Source organism: Scytonema hofmannii PCC 7110 (genome assembly GCF_000346485.2).
Classification (GTDB): domain Bacteria; phylum Cyanobacteriota; class Cyanobacteriia; order Cyanobacteriales; family Nostocaceae; genus Scytonema; species Scytonema hofmannii.
In genome coordinates this window covers 9,935,502-9,951,869 of record NZ_KQ976354.1, presented here as the reverse complement: position 1 = coordinate 9,951,869, position 16,368 = coordinate 9,935,502, and the positions used below count along the sequence as shown (strand labels likewise).

The 16,368-nt window shown below is 40.5% G+C and carries 17 protein-coding genes and 1 pseudogene; 6 read left to right on the top strand and 12 right to left on the bottom strand.

The window, feature by feature from the left end; genetic code table 11:
* Positions 1–106: 106 nt before the first annotated feature.
* From WA1_RS42000 to WA1_RS61995, 4 genes are all read right to left on the bottom strand, one after another.
* Positions 107–1,264: an MBL fold metallo-hydrolase gene (locus WA1_RS42000; RefSeq protein WP_017748553.1), complete on the bottom strand. Its 1,158-nt coding sequence runs from the start codon at positions 1,262–1,264 to the stop codon at positions 107–109.
* Between the two features lie 96 nt (positions 1,265–1,360).
* Positions 1,361–1,498: a cyanobactin maturation protease PatG family protein gene (locus tag WA1_RS57695; protein ID WP_158516764.1), complete on the bottom strand. Its 138-nt coding sequence runs from the start codon at positions 1,496–1,498 to the stop codon at positions 1,361–1,363.
* A gap of 390 nt (positions 1,499–1,888) precedes the next feature.
* Positions 1,889–2,104, bottom strand: a complete 216-nt coding sequence (locus tag WA1_RS58985) for a hypothetical protein (RefSeq protein ID WP_201789159.1) — start codon at positions 2,102–2,104, stop codon at positions 1,889–1,891.
* Entirely contained in the window at positions 2,071–2,271 is a 201-nt protein-coding gene (locus tag WA1_RS61995) for a TnsD family Tn7-like transposition protein (RefSeq protein ID WP_158516763.1), read from the bottom strand. Before WA1_RS61995 ends, WA1_RS58985 begins: the two co-directional genes overlap by 34 nt.
* Before the next feature lie 83 nt (positions 2,272–2,354).
* On the opposite strand from WA1_RS61995, the pseudogene WA1_RS61990 reads away from it, so the two are divergent.
* Positions 2,355–2,809, top strand: a pseudogene (locus WA1_RS61990) (transposase); the annotation flags it as partial.
* Positions 2,810–2,970: 161 nt separating this feature from the next.
* On the opposite strand, the gene WA1_RS41990 reads toward WA1_RS61990, so the two are convergent.
* The 3 genes from WA1_RS41990 to WA1_RS41980 all read right to left on the bottom strand — a co-directional run bounded on the left by WA1_RS41990 (position 2,971) and on the right by WA1_RS41980 (position 6,079).
* On the bottom strand, positions 2,971–4,698 hold the full coding sequence (locus WA1_RS41990) for a succinate dehydrogenase/fumarate reductase flavoprotein subunit (protein ID WP_017748555.1): 1,728 nt from the start codon (positions 4,696–4,698) through the stop codon (positions 2,971–2,973).
* Positions 4,699–4,946: 248 nt separating this feature from the next.
* On the bottom strand, positions 4,947–5,261 hold the full coding sequence (locus tag WA1_RS41985; protein ID WP_017748556.1) for a hypothetical protein: 315 nt from the start codon (positions 5,259–5,261) through the stop codon (positions 4,947–4,949).
* A 470-nt stretch (positions 5,262–5,731) separates the two neighbouring features.
* On the bottom strand, positions 5,732–6,079 hold the full coding sequence (locus WA1_RS41980; RefSeq protein ID WP_017748557.1) for a hypothetical protein: 348 nt from the start codon (positions 6,077–6,079) through the stop codon (positions 5,732–5,734).
* A gap of 493 nt (positions 6,080–6,572) precedes the next feature.
* Here WA1_RS41980 and WA1_RS60825 point away from each other — a divergent pair, with 493 nt between their 5' ends.
* Entirely contained in the window at positions 6,573–6,767 is a 195-nt protein-coding gene (locus WA1_RS60825; RefSeq protein ID WP_017748558.1) for a DUF3303 domain-containing protein, read from the top strand.
* A 105-nt stretch (positions 6,768–6,872) separates the two neighbouring features.
* Here WA1_RS60825 and WA1_RS41970 read toward each other — a convergent pair whose 3' ends face one another.
* A complete protein-coding gene (locus WA1_RS41970) occupies positions 6,873–7,178 on the bottom strand; it encodes a hypothetical protein (protein WP_017748559.1) in 306 nt (101 codons plus the stop codon).
* A gap of 274 nt (positions 7,179–7,452) precedes the next feature.
* Between WA1_RS41970 and WA1_RS41965 the strand changes: the two genes are divergently transcribed.
* Positions 7,453–8,130: an SDR family oxidoreductase gene (locus WA1_RS41965; protein WP_017748560.1), complete on the top strand. Its 678-nt coding sequence runs from the start codon at positions 7,453–7,455 to the stop codon at positions 8,128–8,130.
* 57 nt (positions 8,131–8,187) lie between these two features.
* Here the strand turns inward: WA1_RS41965 and WA1_RS41960 are convergent, their stop codons facing one another.
* The 3 genes from WA1_RS41960 to WA1_RS41950 all read right to left on the bottom strand — a co-directional run bounded on the left by WA1_RS41960 (position 8,188) and on the right by WA1_RS41950 (position 12,014).
* The gene (locus WA1_RS41960; RefSeq protein WP_017748561.1) at positions 8,188–8,628 is read right to left on the bottom strand and encodes a secondary thiamine-phosphate synthase enzyme YjbQ; all 441 of its coding nucleotides are present in this window, start codon (positions 8,626–8,628) and stop codon (positions 8,188–8,190) included.
* A 96-nt stretch (positions 8,629–8,724) separates the two neighbouring features.
* Entirely contained in the window at positions 8,725–10,236 is a 1,512-nt protein-coding gene (locus WA1_RS41955) for a group II intron reverse transcriptase/maturase (RefSeq protein WP_017750084.1), read from the bottom strand.
* Between the two features lie 611 nt (positions 10,237–10,847).
* Entirely contained in the window at positions 10,848–12,014 is a 1,167-nt protein-coding gene (locus tag WA1_RS41950) for a pyridoxal phosphate-dependent aminotransferase (RefSeq protein WP_017743035.1), read from the bottom strand.
* 546 nt (positions 12,015–12,560) lie between these two features.
* Between WA1_RS41950 and WA1_RS41945 the strand changes: the two genes are divergently transcribed.
* From WA1_RS41945 to WA1_RS41935, 3 genes are read left to right on the top strand one after another with little or no spacing between them, the layout of a single operon-like run.
* Positions 12,561–13,889, top strand: coding sequence for an AAA-like domain-containing protein (locus WA1_RS41945; RefSeq protein WP_017743034.1), 1,329 nt, complete (start codon positions 12,561–12,563; stop codon positions 13,887–13,889).
* Positions 13,890–13,900: 11 nt separating this feature from the next.
* Complete coding sequence (locus WA1_RS41940) at positions 13,901–15,259, top strand: AAA-like domain-containing protein (protein ID WP_017743033.1); 1,359 nt, start codon at positions 13,901–13,903, stop codon at positions 15,257–15,259.
* Positions 15,256–15,786, top strand: a complete 531-nt coding sequence (locus tag WA1_RS41935; protein ID WP_272819338.1) for a GUN4 domain-containing protein — start codon at positions 15,256–15,258, stop codon at positions 15,784–15,786. Before WA1_RS41940 ends, WA1_RS41935 begins: the two co-directional genes overlap by 4 nt.
* Before the next feature lie 125 nt (positions 15,787–15,911).
* Here the strand turns inward: WA1_RS41935 and WA1_RS41930 are convergent, their stop codons facing one another.
* The gene (locus WA1_RS41930; RefSeq protein ID WP_017743031.1) at positions 15,912–16,295 is read right to left on the bottom strand and encodes a XisI protein; all 384 of its coding nucleotides are present in this window, start codon (positions 16,293–16,295) and stop codon (positions 15,912–15,914) included.
* Between the last annotated feature and the right edge of the window lie 73 nt (positions 16,296–16,368).

The window sequence follows — 16,368 nt, the reverse complement described above, 5'->3', positions numbered from 1 at the left end:
CCCACAACAAAATATGAAAGTGTGATATTTCTGGTGATGGTACTTCAACAAAGGCTGTCTTTCAGTAGAGCAGTATGAGCCTGAAATTAAGCTCATCCCACTCAATCTAGGAGTGGGCTTGAGTGCTGACTTCTTGTGATGGACGAAGTGATCGGGTGCCGTCGCCTTGATCGTTAAATAACATCACGCTATGAAAGCCCTTCTGCATGATTCCGAAATTGATCCCGTGGTTTGTAAGTTGGTTCTTCAGAAAGTCGAAGCCAGCAGTCAAATCGTTATTATCCAAGGCATAGAGGGTTTCGTCCGGTTTCAGTGGACAAAAGAAGTTATCCCAGTGTATGGGAATCACAAGCTGAGGCTTTAAGTTGCCTACAGTCTGCTCGTAGAAGGCGTCTCGGAACTCCTGACACTGAGACCCCGCCGTTGCCATTCCCAGGAAGAGCACATTAACCGGCGACACTTGATCCAGCGCACACCACATGAAATTGGCAGAGGGCTTTACCAAAATAGAGTGCTCCGAGTGATCGCGATGCTTGATGAGAAAGTCAAACGATTTACCTTCTACATAGTTGCTCAGCATTGTGGGTTGTGTGAGCGGTGCGTCAATGACCTGACCCAAGTCATCGTTGACTCCGGGAGTAGGAGGCGAGTGCTGGGAACGCAGGACGGTCACGGTAAACTTGCCAACTTCCACTTCCTTGCCCGGATCGTACAGCGTCATTTTATCTTCGGGTACGCCTCCCCCTCGACCAATGTTCCTGGTCGATTCTGACCCGTACAATTGCGCTCCAGTCTTTTTGGCGATATAAGCAACGTCAAGTGCATGGTCAAAGTGACTGTGTGCAACAAACAACGCCTTGAGTCTGTCAACTTTGGCGTACTCAGATAGTGCCTGATCAACCAACTCGTTTTTAGTTTGAACATCCTGCTCGATCCAAGGCTTGCTAGGATCATAATTTAGAAACGGTGGACGCGTGATGTAGCCATCGACCATTACTTGCGTTTCGCCCTCATCAAACAACAGCATAGTCGTTCCAAACGAAGTAACCTTAATGCTCCCGTTTTTGGGATCATCATTGCTCTGAGGCAGGAAGTCGTCGCTGTATTTGTTGATGGCATTTTCACTCGTCGGTTGGCAGATGTCATTTGAGGAAAGAGCAATGGCTTCTTGGGGAGTGAAGAAGTCTGAATAAACAACCACAGTGGCTATCATCAACATGACCAGAAGCGCAATCCTGATAGTTTGTTCCAACCTCTTGTTCATTTTTCTTATCCGTAAATTAAGCTATTGTGCTGTTTTTCGCATACTTTAAGATGAAGCTTTTGAGTGTACTGAAGAATCAGTATATTTCGGAATAGATCAATAATGAATTTCACTCAAAGTAACGGGAATGCAATCTACCGCATATATTGTAAACAGATAAACTTTCTTCGCCCTGCCACTATTTTCTGAATCAAAAAACTTTAGTTTCACATTCCAGCAATCACTACTAATCATCAGGTCGTAACCCTTGAATAATAATATATGTGTTACAATTAAAAGGGAACTCTTAACAGAAAAGAATCAGCACAAAAGATAGGGTTTAAAGCCTCCAAATTCCTTAGAAAAACAGATAAAAAATTTGAAACGTTCCGGGCGTAAGTCACGAAGTTTCTATTTCTCATTTAAGAGTTCTCTCTTAAATGAATTTAATAGCAAATTGTTATCGTAAACTTTTTTACAACATTTAGATATTGCCATACTAAAATGCGCTTCACAATATCCTCTGTACAGTTCTTATTGTAATTCAATAGAAATTTACACTCATTAATGAAACGTTAAAGATTGTAATGTATTTGTCAATATTAAGTAAGTTGGCGGAAAAATTTCTAGTTATGTAACGAAAGGTTAAGGAGAATAATTTGAGTAAAATTTAACACGTTCTGTCGTATAGTCTCCTCGCTGTCCTCTGGCGTCAATCCCGTTAATTACAGCGTAGGCAAGGTCTAATTCATCATCAAACATTTGTCCTGATAATTCATCTTTTTTGAGATGTTGCCTTATGGGTCGTAAGTCATGACAATAAAGTTCTACACTGGTTGAAAAAATTCTTTGGCTGAACATTGAAGCAAGCGAATTAATAGTAAATGGCGCAATGGGTGTTGAGGAGAACGCCAATAACCAAGCACCCGTAATATCCAAATTGGTCGTTCCTTCCAGTCAATTAAACATTGCAATAGTTTTAAGCAATCAACTGGGTAAGTTTTTTGAAAAACTTCTACAAGATTCACGAGTTGTTTCTCCGGAAGATTTAAAATAAGGTTTTGAGCGAAATTTGATTTTATAACTTTTTCAAAGCTTGAGGTAAAAAAATATGGAATTAGAGAAGCTCCGTATGTGATGTAGATGATTTCTCTAGAGATTTTGAAAAAAAATGGCAGCAAGAATTACTCTCTACCACTGAGCGAAAACGTCAGAAAACATTTAATTTATGTTTAAGTGAAGTCATGACAATAATTATTTATTTTCATCACTCATCTTATAGAAACTTTAAAGATTACTACACTAAACACGTCTGTATTTATTTTCCAAAATATTTTCCGAACCTTGTTAGTTATAATCGGTTTGTGGAATTGGAGAAAAGTGCGTTAATTCCCTTGTGTTGGTATCTTCAATCGTGCCCTGGAGAAAGTACTGGCATCAATTTTATTGATTCAACTTCTCTGGAAATTTGTTTAAATCCTCGAGCTAAACGTAATAAAGTTTTTGCTCGTATTAGCTAATTGGGGTAAAAGTTCTGTAGGCTGGTACTTTGGCTTTAAATTACATTGGTAGACAAAGTTTACTTTATCTAGTTTTTAGTCTTTTTTTACGTCGAACTCAGGTTATAGTAAAGAGTTAGTGGTTAGTGGTTAGTGGTGTAGGACAGGCGTCTCGCCTGTCATCGTTAGTTGTTAACAATCAACAACTAACAACTAACCACACCCATTTCAATACTTTCTCTCTTGTGGCTGGAACATAGTCATAGCGACGTGACGATATTGGATATCAATTCCGGCGGGAGAATAATAAGCCATTGTGTGTTTAAGGAAGTTTGGATCGTCTCTTTCTGGATAATCTTCGCGGAAATGAGCGCCCCGGCTTTCCCGGCGATTGGCTGCTGATTCGAGAATGATACGCCCTACCAACATCAAACTTCTCATTTCCATGGCTTCCACAATTTCGGTGTTCCAACAGTCGCCTTTATCATCTAAATAAATTTGCGAATATTGCTGTTGTAATTCTTCTAATTTCAACAGCCCTTCACGCATTAATTCTTCTGTTCGGAAAACACCGCAATACTGGGTCATACAATCCTGAAAAGCTTGGCGGACTTGGTTGATGCGGTATTTTCCGGGCTGGTCTAATAAAGTTTGTATTTGTTGCTTAGCTTCGGTAATGTAGCGTTGCTCGTCCACAAGGGGTAGCTTGCGTTTTTGCACAAATTGTGCTATTGCCGCCCCAGTTCTCCGTCCATAAACGACACATTCCAACAAAGAATTGCTACCCAAGCGATTTGCACCATGTACGGAAACACAAGCTGTTTCGCCAGCCGAAAAGAACCCGTCAACCAAACCCTCACCACTACTGCGGACTTGACCGTTAGTATTAACTGGGATACCGCCCATGCAATAATGGATAGTTGGTCTGACTGGCATGGGTTGAGTCACTGCGTCAACACCGACTAGGCGATGTGCTTCTTCCCAACAGAAGGGAACGCGACTCATAATTTTTTCTTTTCCCATGTGGCGCAAATCTAAATAAACAAAAGGTCCACCAGCACTACCATCAGAATGAATACCACGTCCAGCACGAATTTCATATGCGATCGCTCGTGAAGTAATATCGCGAGGAGCAAGTTCCATGCGGCTTGGAGCATATCTTGCCATAAAACGTTCTCCCTCACTATTGATGAGGTAAGCCCCTTCTCCACGTACCGCTTCTGAAATCAGCACACCCACTGGATATAACCCAGTAGGATGGAACTGAACAAATTCCATATCCTCTAAGGGTAAACCCGCAGCCGCAGTCATTGCCAAACCATCACCAGTAGATGCATAGTCATTGGACGTGGTATTATATACTCGACCATAACCACCAGTGGCAAACATGACGGCTTTAGCCCGCACCACCTCAATTTTCCCATCTTCAATGCGGTACATGACAAGCCCTTTTGCCTGACCTTCTTCTAAAATTAGGCGCATGACGTACCACTCTTGGTAAATTTTCACACCATAACGTCGGAGGTTATTTACCAACTCGTGCAAGATAGCATGACCTGTCTTATCCGCAGCGTAGCAAGTACGATGGTGAGAATGTCCGCCAAAAGCACGCTGGGCAATGCGACCATCGTTTAAGCGAGAGAACAAAACTCCCATGTGTTCTAAATCAATGACCACATCTGGTGCTTCACGGGTAAGAATTTCTACTGCATCTTGGTCTGCTAAATAGTCAGATCCCTTCACCGTATCAAAAGCGTGAGCTTCCCAAGTATCAGTAGAATCCACATTTTTTAAAGTAGCCGCGATCCCACCTTGTGCAGCAACTGAGTGCGATCGAATAGGGTGAGTTTTCGCCACCACCGCCACATTCAGACTGGGGTCAGTTCTAGCAATTTCCACTGCTGCACGACAGCCAGCCAATCCGCCCCCAACAATAATCACATCATGTTCAAACATCTTGAAAAAGGATAAAGGATAAAGGATGAATAATAAAGTATAAAATGTGAAATATAACTAATTATTTTTCTACCGATATTTCTTGTCTTTCATCCTTTCTACTTTATACTTCATACTTCATCCTTTTTAGTCTATTTTTAAAAAAAATTCCCCGCTATCAGCAGGGATGTTTCGTGATTTTAGATTTTAGGTGCTCGTTATTAGTTGTTAAGACACACTACTAACAACTAACTACTAACCACTAACCACTAACCACTAACCTGTACTGGTTGTTGCTGAGAAATGTTACCAGGGATTGGTTGCATTTTAGTTTCTGAGTCTACAGGAGCTAACTCAATATGATTGAGTAATGTGGTGACGAAGGCAAAAAGCAAGAAAGGTAGCGATAACAGAACCACAAGTCCAACTGCTGCTAAAGCATAAACTGGTCTTCTAGCACCCATTAGTGCCAAAGCAGAAGCCAAGCTTAAAGCAATAGTTATCAGCCAAACAATGATTTGACCGTATATGTCTCCAAAGGTAAGAGTACAGACAAACCTATACTTTTGAATGTTATTTGTCATAATTTGCCTCTCAGATTCTCCTATAGGTTCTACCTTAAAGCTAGGTTTGGGTTTTAGACAATTTCTAAATATTTTTGAAACAATTGTAATATCGCTTAATAATTATTGATTTTTTCCGAATTGAAACAAGCATACGCCATCCATCTTTAGATATATGTTTTTTGAAAAATCATTAGACGCAAAATGCTAAGAAGTTTTACTTGAATTAACATTATATTGCCTGGCAATGGCCACCCCATAGGTAATCTTAAAGCGGGAAGGGAGTAATATCAAGGATATAGCGATCGCTTGCAGATAGAACGAGCGCGATCTTCCAAGAACATAGTGGCAAGGGTGCGATCGCAATTCTACTATTTCCCTAGATTTTTAATATTTATTTAACTAAGTCATTTTTATGATCTTCCCTAAAATAGAGAAGGTCATAAAAATACTAACTATAAATCATTGAGCTAAAAATAATAGTGTATACTTTAAGCTTGACTATCGCCAGATTCAAGCTGTTTAATTTTAGAGCGCAAATCGAGATCGTCACTGCTAACAATTGTTTCTAAATCAGCAATCCTTTGCTCTAACAGTTCCACTTTGTCTTGGGGTAAATAGTTGTTATTTTTAGATTTTTTATCATCAGAACGCCAAACAGCCACCGTACCTACAGCTGCTCCTGTAATAGTAGCTAAAGGTAGAATAGAACTTCTTGTAATAGCTGTAAGTGGAATGCAGATAGCAAGCATTCCTACAGAAATACCCCATATTCTTGTAGTTGCTGCAACTCGTGCATCCTGGTAGTGTTCTAATTTTTTTTCTGCTCGTTTAGCCATAAGTTTTTTTTTATCTTCTTATCTACTACTTTGGCATGAGTCAGTCTTAGAGTGCCTCCTACTATTGGGCTAAGTATTATTACTGATTATACGAATACAGTTACTTGGTTTTTTTAGAACCGATGTATATGAATTTTCATCCTGATAAGAATTAGATACTTAACAAATCTATAATCAGAAGAAGATTTGGAGGTTGAGACTGAGTATTTTCGGGCTGTACTGAGAAATAACAAAAATATCTCATTGATAAATGTTAAAAAATATACTAAATTTTAATAGCACTTGCTAATGGCTGGCTAAGCAATAACTGAAGAGGGAGGATTTATCGCAGTCCTATTTGATAGATAAAAATTTTTAACCACAAAGACGCAAAGAGCACGAAGAAAAGAGAGAATTTTACAAATGATTTAGGATTACTAGAGATACTTGAAATTAAAGTATAATTTACAACAAATTTAGCTAAGTAAGAGAACCAGATCGGGAACTCGAAAGAGTGACTGATACGCTAATACTGCATATTGATAGTTGGGTTTCAGCTAACTTCGAGCAGTGCTTCCAACTCATGGAGTGTGACGATCCACGTTTATTTCAGGAGTGGATCTTACAATGGCAAGATCTTGGTGAATTCGAGATTATTCCTGTTGTTTCGTCGAAAGAGACAGCAGAAGTGGTTGCGAAGTTCCTTTAGCAGTAGCGCAACCCCTTATATACCAAGAAACCCAATTTTTGGAAAAACCGGGTTTCTTCAATACCTTTATCTGAGATAAAAAACTAATTTTGCAACAAAGAAGTGTTAAATTCTAGGTTTTTCACCCTCAACATACATTGGTGGTTCAACTGCAAAATTATTTAACTGACCTGCTTCATCAATTACATATCCATCTGTGGTATGTAATGTACCTTCTTCTTGCTCTTCAAAAGCCTCAAGTTGTTCTTTGTTCAATTCTGTTGGGGTATTAGCGGGAATTCTTTCATCTGGTGCATTGACTCCTATAGTCTGTGCTAGTTGTACCCCATAGTGGTCGTTACTAGGAGCGCCTCTACCAATTTCTGCTTGTGCTGGATCTTCTGGTAACACTTGCTTTTCTGCGTTATTCATAAAATCTTTCCTTCCTTAAGTTGCTTTAAAAGCATCCATCGCGACCTTACAGTCCATTGGTAAAGTCAAATCTTGGATTTTTTATTAAATTATCTTGACTGGTATTGACTTTTACTCCTTCTTTGGGAATTAAATGGCTCTGCTTTAGGTAATAGATCTATCATTAAAGCGATTGACAAACATAAATTATGAAATTGTATGTATAGCAATGACACAAAGAAGATATATTTATATATTGTAATTTGTTCTACAACAGCTATTTGAACTAAAATTTATGATAACTACACCCTACATTTTTCTGGCTGGTGCAAGTCGTGGAGTCGGTCGAGAAATTGCTAAGTGTTTGACTGAACAACAGCTAAAAGTCAAGTCTCTTTTGAGAACAGAAGAGGCTCGTGCTGAACTAGAAGCTATGGGTATTAAGGTGACTTTAGGAAATGCTTTAAATGTAGGAGATATAGAAAATGTTATGCTGACTGAAGAGCCGATTCATGCAGTCATCAGTACAATTGGCGGTTTACCTAAAGATGGAGAAAGAGCAGATTATATAGGCAATAAAAATCTCATTGATGTGGCGGTCAAAGCAGGAGTCAAAAAGTTTATTCTTGTTTCTTCTATTGGTAGTGGTAACAGTATCGTTGCTTTATCACCCCAAGCTCTTGAAACATTAAGACCCGTTTTAATAGAGAAAGAAAAAGCTGAAAAGTATCTTATCGAAAGCGGGTTGACATATACAATTATTCGTCCTGGTGGGTTAAAATCAGAACCAGCAACGGGAAATGGAGTTTTAACTGAAAACCCGAATATTGCAGGTATTATCCATCGTGCAGATGTTGCTCAGTTAGTTTGTCGTTGTTTAAATTCTGACAGTGCTAATAACAAAACTTTGTCAGCAGTGGATGAAAATATGTTGTTTGGACAACTTATCTTTGAGAAGTTTAGGTTAGATTAACCAATCATAAAATAAGACAAGCATCAAAATTCTGGCTATTTGTCACTGGTCACTTGGTCACTGTCCAGAGATTTGGCAAAACACTGTTCTTTTTCGAGGACCATCTAACTCAAAAAGTAAGATAGATTGATAAGTTCCTAAGGCTAATTTGCCATCTACAATAGGAACTACTTCACTCGTACTTAAAGTCATTGCCATTAAGTGAGAATGGGCATTCATCGGTTCATCTGGGGGTATGTTTTTTCTTAAATTCAGGTCATTGTGTAAGTAGTTATCTGATTCTGGTGCCAATTTCTGCAAATAAACTTTGATGTCTACCAATAATCTCTCTTCATATTCATTAATAGCTAATGCTGTGGTGGTATGACGAGAAAATACTAAAAGCTGACCGTTTTGAATAGAAGTTGATGCCAGAACCGCCTCAAGTTGTGGTGTTATGTTGTAAATGTTAATTCCCTTATCTGTTTCCATTTCGATAAATTTATTAATAATCTCCATGTGATTTCTAGGTAGAGTCGATGGCGGGTATTATCCCGCGCACCTCTCTATTAGAACCGGACGTGCGCCTTTGGGTGCATCCGGCTCCCGATGTTCTTAGCTTTGTGCTGTGCTCATGTGGATATAATCGTGACAGCTTTCGTGAACCGCTAGAAGGTTATTTACTTTCCAATTGTTATGGTCACCATCTACATGATGCAGGTGTACCTTCTCATCACTGAGCATCTTTAAGCCGCAGTATCCACAAGTATGGTTTTGACGTTTTAATGCTTTAGAGGTTTTGCCGAAGTAGAGTTTGCTGTTTCGTTCGCTCCAGTAGGCGATGTCGCCATCGAATGGTGATTTCTCACCTCTGACTTTGACGTGTTTATTTTCGGAGTAAGGAACCTTTGGGAACGCTTTATCTAGCAATTTCTTGCTAGTTTCGCGGTTGAGCTTGGTTTCCTTGTTGAACACCTTAATTGCTCTGCTTTCGATGTGGTATAACGAGAATCGTGACCCATCCATCTTACAGAAACGGTGGTAGTTCCTCCAGCCTCTAACCACGGGGGCTAGTTTCATAGCCTTTATCGTGGCACCATAGTTCGCGTTGTTGGCAATGTATTTGACTTTCTTACGGAATGTTTTGAAGTTATCCACTGAAGGGACACACCTAAACTTTCCGTTGGCTTGCACGTTTATGTGCCAACCGAGAAAATCAAAGCCATCTGTCGTAGCGGTTAGCTTGGTTTTCTTTTCACTGATATTCATTCCCCTTTCTGCGAGAAATCGGCTGATGAGGTCAAGTATTTCTTGTGCGTTGTCTTCAGGTTTGAGGATTATAATCATGTCATCGGCATATCGTACCGATTGATGTATTTCCTCTATCCCGTTGAGTGCAATGTTAGCTAATAAGGGACTTACCACCCCGCCTTGCGGCGTTCCTTGTTCCGGGAATTCTGGGTTGACTCCTGCTTTTAAACATCGGAAGATTCCTTGCTTTATGCTCGCGGGAGCGATGAGTCTGTCCATTATTGTTGAGTGGCTTATCCTGTCGAAGCACTTTTCGATGTCAAGTTCGATGACTCGTTTTTCCTTTCCATTTACCCTAGAGTTTAGGTTATCGAACAGGTGTTTTTGTGCGTCGTGTGCCGACCGCCCTGTCCTGAATCCGTAACTCCTGGCGTGGAAGGTGGCTTCGTGTGCTGGTTCTAAGGCATATTTCACCAGACATTGCCAAGCGCGGTCGCTCATTGTGGGAACTTTAAGAATCCTGATTTTCCCGTCCTTTTTAGGGAGAGGAATTTCGCGCAGTCCAAGGTGTTGCCATTTTCTGCCATGGCGTAATAGCTCGTCACTCAGTTCAAAGCGTTGCTCGAACGTGAGCTTGGCTATACCATCGATTCCTGGGGTCTTTTTCCCAGCATTTAGCTGTGATACTTGACGTACAGCCAGTAATCGCGCTCCGGTGGATTTCAGAATCAGCTTTTGAAGGGACTTCGCTTTCCGGTAGTCTCCAACTTGAACAGCTTTAAACACTCTTCTTTGTAGGCGGAATAAGTTTTGGCGGAATTTCTTCCACGGTAACGTTTTCCAGGATTCACTAGTATTGCTACTGTGTCTAATCATGCGCTAACTCCAAATCGTGTTTTCTGAACACCTCGCAGCAATTACGCCGCGTCCTACCCGAATCGAAAGAATTCATCTGCTCGTCCAGCCTACAAGGGGTTCGACCTCGCCCTTGACCTTCGTTTCGTTTTTATTCGTTCCCTCGGTAAGATTGTTAGTTTCTTTAGGTGTAGCCATTTCAACCACTGGATTCCTTAGACTCTCGCCGCTATTAGTAAGAGATGCGGCAGGAATTAGCTCCAGTGAAGTCAGGGTTTTGGTGTTGTGCCCTGCTTTTTAATGGGTTGCTTTTCCAGGCTCTGTTTCACCATAGAAACCCCCCATTAGCGCCAGTGTCATTCCACAACGAACGTCTGATTGTGCCCTGTTTCCAGCTTCGCTCTCCGAAAACCGAGTCCGGTCGGCGTGGACAGATAGGGAGTCATACCTGAGTCTGGTAGGTGGGACTTTCACCCACATCAGACCGAGAGTTCAACCTTTATTGGCAGTAATCTGCTGCCGGGTTGGTGGAGTTATTTACGGACTGATTACCGTGATTCATCCACAACGAATCGCACCTAACTCTTAAATGTTGGGTGGTGATGGTTTGATGATATGTTGGGTTTCGTTCCTCAACCCAACCTACTTTGTAAACCTCTGACTAATCGCTCAATACCTTCAGAGGCTGTGTCTTTTTGCAATGCACCGCAAGCAACTCGGAGGTAACATCCATCATCCATACCAAATGTACTACCTGGAATCACTGCTACTTGATGTTCTTGGATGAGGCGTTTGGTTAATTCAAAATCGTTGAGATCGGTATGAACTTTGAGGAAAAAGTAAAAAGCTCCATCAGCAGGGACAATTGTACATATGTCTTGCAACCGATTCAGGGATTTGAGTACAACTTCTCTAACTTTTGCGATCGCCTGAATATGATTTTTCAAGAAATCTTCTTTTGCCTGTAGTGCTCCAAAAGCTGCATACTGGGAAACGACTGGTGGACAAATCAGAATTGTATCCTGAACTTTTTTGACAGCAACCAACAGGTGTTCGGGAATAACCATATAGCCAATGCGCCAACTGGCAAAACCATATGCTTTAGAAAAACTGTAGAGAGAAATTGTGTAGTCGCGACTTCCAACGAATGCACCTGGAGAAACGTGCTTGACTCCGTTGTAGGTGAAGTATTCGTAAGCTTCATCGCTGATGTGATAGATTCCGCGATCGCGACAAATTTGATTGACTTGGCGCAATGCTTCTTCTGAATACACTACTCCGGTGGGATTATTTGGGGAAACCGTAAGCACAGCCCGTGTTTTGGAAGTGATAGCAACGGCGATCGCATCTGGGCGCAGTTGGTAATTTTCATCTGTTTTTACCAAAACGGGACGACAACCCGCCATCATAATTGCCATTTCATGGTTGAAATAATATGGCGTATTGAGAATAATTTCATCCCCTACCGAGGTAATAGCAAGCACAGCATTCATAAATGCCATATTCCCACCTGCGGTTACAACAATACTGTTTTCTCCATTGATTTCAATCCCATTAAAAGCTTCCAATTTTCCCTTTAAAGCAGTCAGTAATAGTGGAATCCCCTCAACTGCTTGGTATAAATGGTTAGTTGGATCGGATAAAAATTTAGGCAAAAGCTCTATTGCTTCAGGAGGTGGGCTATAGGAAACAACACCCTGTCCGAGAGAGATAGTTCCGGGGTTGTTCCGAATGAGTTCACCAATTACAGGAATGATAGGCGACTGTACCGCCTGCATACGTGAGATGAGAGGTTCCATGCCATGTCAAATTTGAGTCAACCTTTATTTTCTCTCAAAAGTGAGGTTTAGAGGGGTTTCTGAAAGAGGAGATTAAGAAAGAATTTCAACTGATGTCAAACCAGAGTCACCTGCAAAAGCGAGAAATATACCGCCGATGTTATTAAATAAACCAACGGGGTTTTCCATTGGGAATAAAATTTTACTATTCTGGTAGCGCAGTATGGTTTACAGATGTACCATTAAGTGGAAAAGATGCCTGAAACAGGTTGTGTCGGTTGTGGTTGGTACAATCTCGAAGCGTGGCGCAAAGCCCTTAACCAGACTATAGCGTCTCTTGAATTAAGTAGTAGCACGTTGTGAGTAGAATTGCTGTTGTAATATATCTTTATATTATGTAATACTTTATACTGGTTTTTGTGTGAAATAATAAGCACTAAAAGTGATAAATTTATCTAAAACTCAGTAATTTAACGTATATAAAATAGTGTAAATATTTTTACGTAACATGAGGAACAAGCACAACGTCTTACAGTTTCCAGGTATACTAACAACCGATCTTGAAAAATGGGCTTATCTGGTTGGCAGCGCAAACAACTACAAGAAGCTCTTGAGGATGCTTTCCCGAAGAAATCATCACTAGAGCAAATGGTGTCGTTTGAATTAGATAAAAATTTAGATGCGATCGCAGGAGGTAAGGATTTACAAGAAATTATCTTTGATTTAATTAAAGTAGCAGTTTCTCAGGGATGGATGGACAACCTACTTCGTGCTGCATATAGGTCGAATCCTGGAAATTCTCTTTTGAGAAATATTGCTGAAGAGTTGTTAAATTTAGAAATACCTTCTGTTTCCTTACCTAATGTTCCCTTGAAGCAAAGCTTATTGGAATATCCGGATGGTCATGTACCGCTCTCTTCACCTTTTTATGTAGAGCACTATGAAATTGAGTCTCTTTGTTACGAAACACTGCAAAAACCAGGCTCTCTAATTCGGATTAAAACACCAAAGCTGATGGGTAAAACTTCTTTGCTAACTAGGATTCTCTCTCATGGAGAGCTTCAGAATTATCAAACGGTTTATTTGGATTTAGGTGGTATAGATAAAGCAGTACTTACCAGTCTTGATAGATTTTTGCGCTGGCTTTGTTCCAAGGTTACCTCAGAACTTGACCTTGATAATAAAGTGGATGATACTTGGAATACGAAAATTCTAGGTAGCAATGACAACTGTACCGCTTATTTTAAAAAATATATTTTGGCTGAAATCGATTCTCCTTTAGTCTTAGGCTTAGATGAAGTAGACCGATTATTTGCTTATAGTGAAGTGGTTGAAGATTTTTTTGGGATGCTACGCTCTTGGCATGAGAAAGGGAAAATTTCTGATGCTTGGAAACAGATGCGATTGGTGTTAGCACATTCTACGGAAGTTTATATTCCCTTAGATATCCATCAATCTCCTTTTAATGCCGGAGTGCCTGTAGAACTAGAGGAGTTTAATCGGCAACAAGTACAAGATTTGGCACAAAAGCATGGGCTTAAAGGAAACAACTCTCTTATAGAAGAATTAAGGTCAATGGTAGGAGGGCATCCCTATTTGATACGGTTAGCACTATATCATATTGCAGCTGAAAAACTCACTCTAGAAAATTTGTTGGAGTCAGCTACAACAGAAGCAGGAATTTATGCCAATCACTTGCGATCGCTACTAGACATCTTGCAATCAGTACCAGAACTAGCCCAAGCACTGAAAAAGGTCGTTAACTCGACTGTGCCAGTAGAATTAGATTCAATACAGATTTACAAATTACACAGTCTTGGACTGGTGCAACGACAAAGCAATTATGTCACACCTCGTTGCCAGCTGTACCGTGAGTACTTCCGCCGTGTTTTATGAGGAATAACAATATGGCAGCACAGACTTCCAACTTTTATCAGGTTGGAGCAAGTCTACCGATTGATGCTCCTAGCTATGTCAAGCGACTTGCAGACGAAGAGTTTTACCAAAAATTGAAGGCGGGGAAGTTCTGTTATGTGCTTAATTCCCGACAGATGGGTAAGTCTAGCTTGCGAGTGCGGACAATGCAAAAGTTACAAGCTTCAGGGACAGTTTGTGCTGCGATCGACCTCACAGGGATTGGTAAGCATAAGGTCACGATGGAGCAGTGGTACGGAGGAATTGTTTATGCTTTGGTAGAAAGCTGCCAGTTAGAAGATAAATTTGATTTCGATTGGCAGACATGGTGGCAAAAGCAGCAAGAAGTCCTTTCTCCCGTGCAATGCTTAAGTTTATTCATCCAAAAAGTATTACTGGAGAAGATTGAGCAACAGATAGTCATTTTCGTTGATGAAATTGACAGAGTGCTAAGTCAAGATTTTTCTCTGGATGACTTTTTTGCACTCATTCGCTTTTTCCAAAATCAACGAGTCGATCATCCAACTTTTGAGCGGCTGACATTTGCTTTGTTAGGGGTAGCGACTCCTAGCGATTTGATTACTGATAAAACCCAAACCCCCTTTAAGATCGGTGAAGGAATTGAACTGCATGGTTTTCAACCCCACGAAGTTGAGCCGCTCGTTAGAGGATTGCACTTGAGATTTAGCAATCCCCAAGCTGTGATGCAAGAAATTTTAGATTGGACGGAAGGACAACCGTTTCTGACGCAAAAGCTGTGCCAGTTTATGGTAGAAGAATCAACCAAAGAAAATCCTCGCACCGTTGAGCAAGTGGTCAAGTCTCGCATCATTGAGAATTGGGAATCTCAGGATGACCCAGAGCATTTACGAACAATTAGAGACAGAATTCTCAGAGATGAGCAACGTGCCTCTTATCTACTGGAATTGTATCAGCAGATTCAAAAACATGAAGGATTAGCTACTAATAACGGTACGGAAATTACTGAATTACAGTTATCGGGATTAGTTGTTAAACGATTAGATAATTTAAAGGTTTATAATCGCATTTATCAAGAAGTTTTTAACCAAAACTGGATTGAAAGACAATTAAGAAATCTACGTCCCTATTCTGAAAATTTTCGTTTTTGGGTTGCTTCTGGTGGTACAGATGAATCGCGATTGTTGGGAGGAAAGGCATTACAGGATGCTTTAGAGTGGGCTAAGGATAAAAGTTTAAGTTATCAAGATATGCAGTTTTTATCAGCTAGTCAAGCAAAGGAAACAGAAGAAGAAATAGCTATAAAAGAGAAAGAAGCTCAGTTGGAACGCGAAAGGAAAGACAGGGAAGCAGCAGAGAAAAGACTCAGTTGAAGAGAGAAGAAAATATGAGTCGCGAAAAAATGATGAAATTTCCATGTCGGGACTTACAAAAAATTGACGAAAAGTGGAAAAATAGCTCAAATGGACGTTTTGGTTTTACAGTGCAAAGACAAATTTGGCAGGAAAGCGGGAATCGACTGGAATACAATGGTGAGGTGTATGATGAAAAGACGTATGAGAGTTTTATCTCTAAGATAGGATGGACAGAAGAAAGAGATCAAAGAAATGACTTAGATAATATAAAAACAACTGAAGAAAAGTTAAAATTAGCGTTAGACCGAAATCGAAAAGGTTCATTACCTTATTTTGAAGGGTCGATTGAGAGTTACGAGCTAGAAATTCCAGAGCAACAGTACGCGACAAATTTTCTGGACAAGCAGGATAGGATTATGGCCGAAGCAGTGTTGAAAACTCCGTCAAGCGTTTGGTGTTTGGTTTCCCTAGAGGGGGAACAGAGATGTGGACCGCCACCCGGAACCCACAACATTCTGGGACGGGCATTCGCTTGTAAAATTTAACACGTAAACATTTCAGTTTTTTCTAACAATTTTTTTACAGAAGCACTTTCCTCTAAAAATAGATATTTCACCCATTTTAATGCTTTAGCTGGCGATCGCTCACTGTGGCTCAACCGAGCTTACCGCTAACCCACTGAAGACCCTACTCCTTCTAACGGCTTGGCTTCAGATTGGCTCTTTATTCCCACGCCAAATCCCGTAAATGGCCTAACAAGTGGCGAACGATAGCCCAACACAATATCACTCTGAGGAACACCAACCTCAACCAATTGTTGAGCAATCCCCTCATTCGTGCCATCTTGCTGAATCCAAATCTGATTCCCTTTAATATCGATATGAATCAAACTTCCATACACCTGAACTTCATCCCGCCAGCCAATAAACATAACCAGGTAATGCCCGTTGGAGCGATCAGCGACTAATTCAACTTCCGTACCTTCACCCACTGTAATAGTAGCATATTGCTTGAGGATGTTTTCAACTACGTCGCTATAATTTAGTTTCTCCATAAAACAATCTCCTTAGTGCCAGGATGAAATTTTGGAAAATAGTGTTAAAATTGCGAATACATTTAGCAAGTAT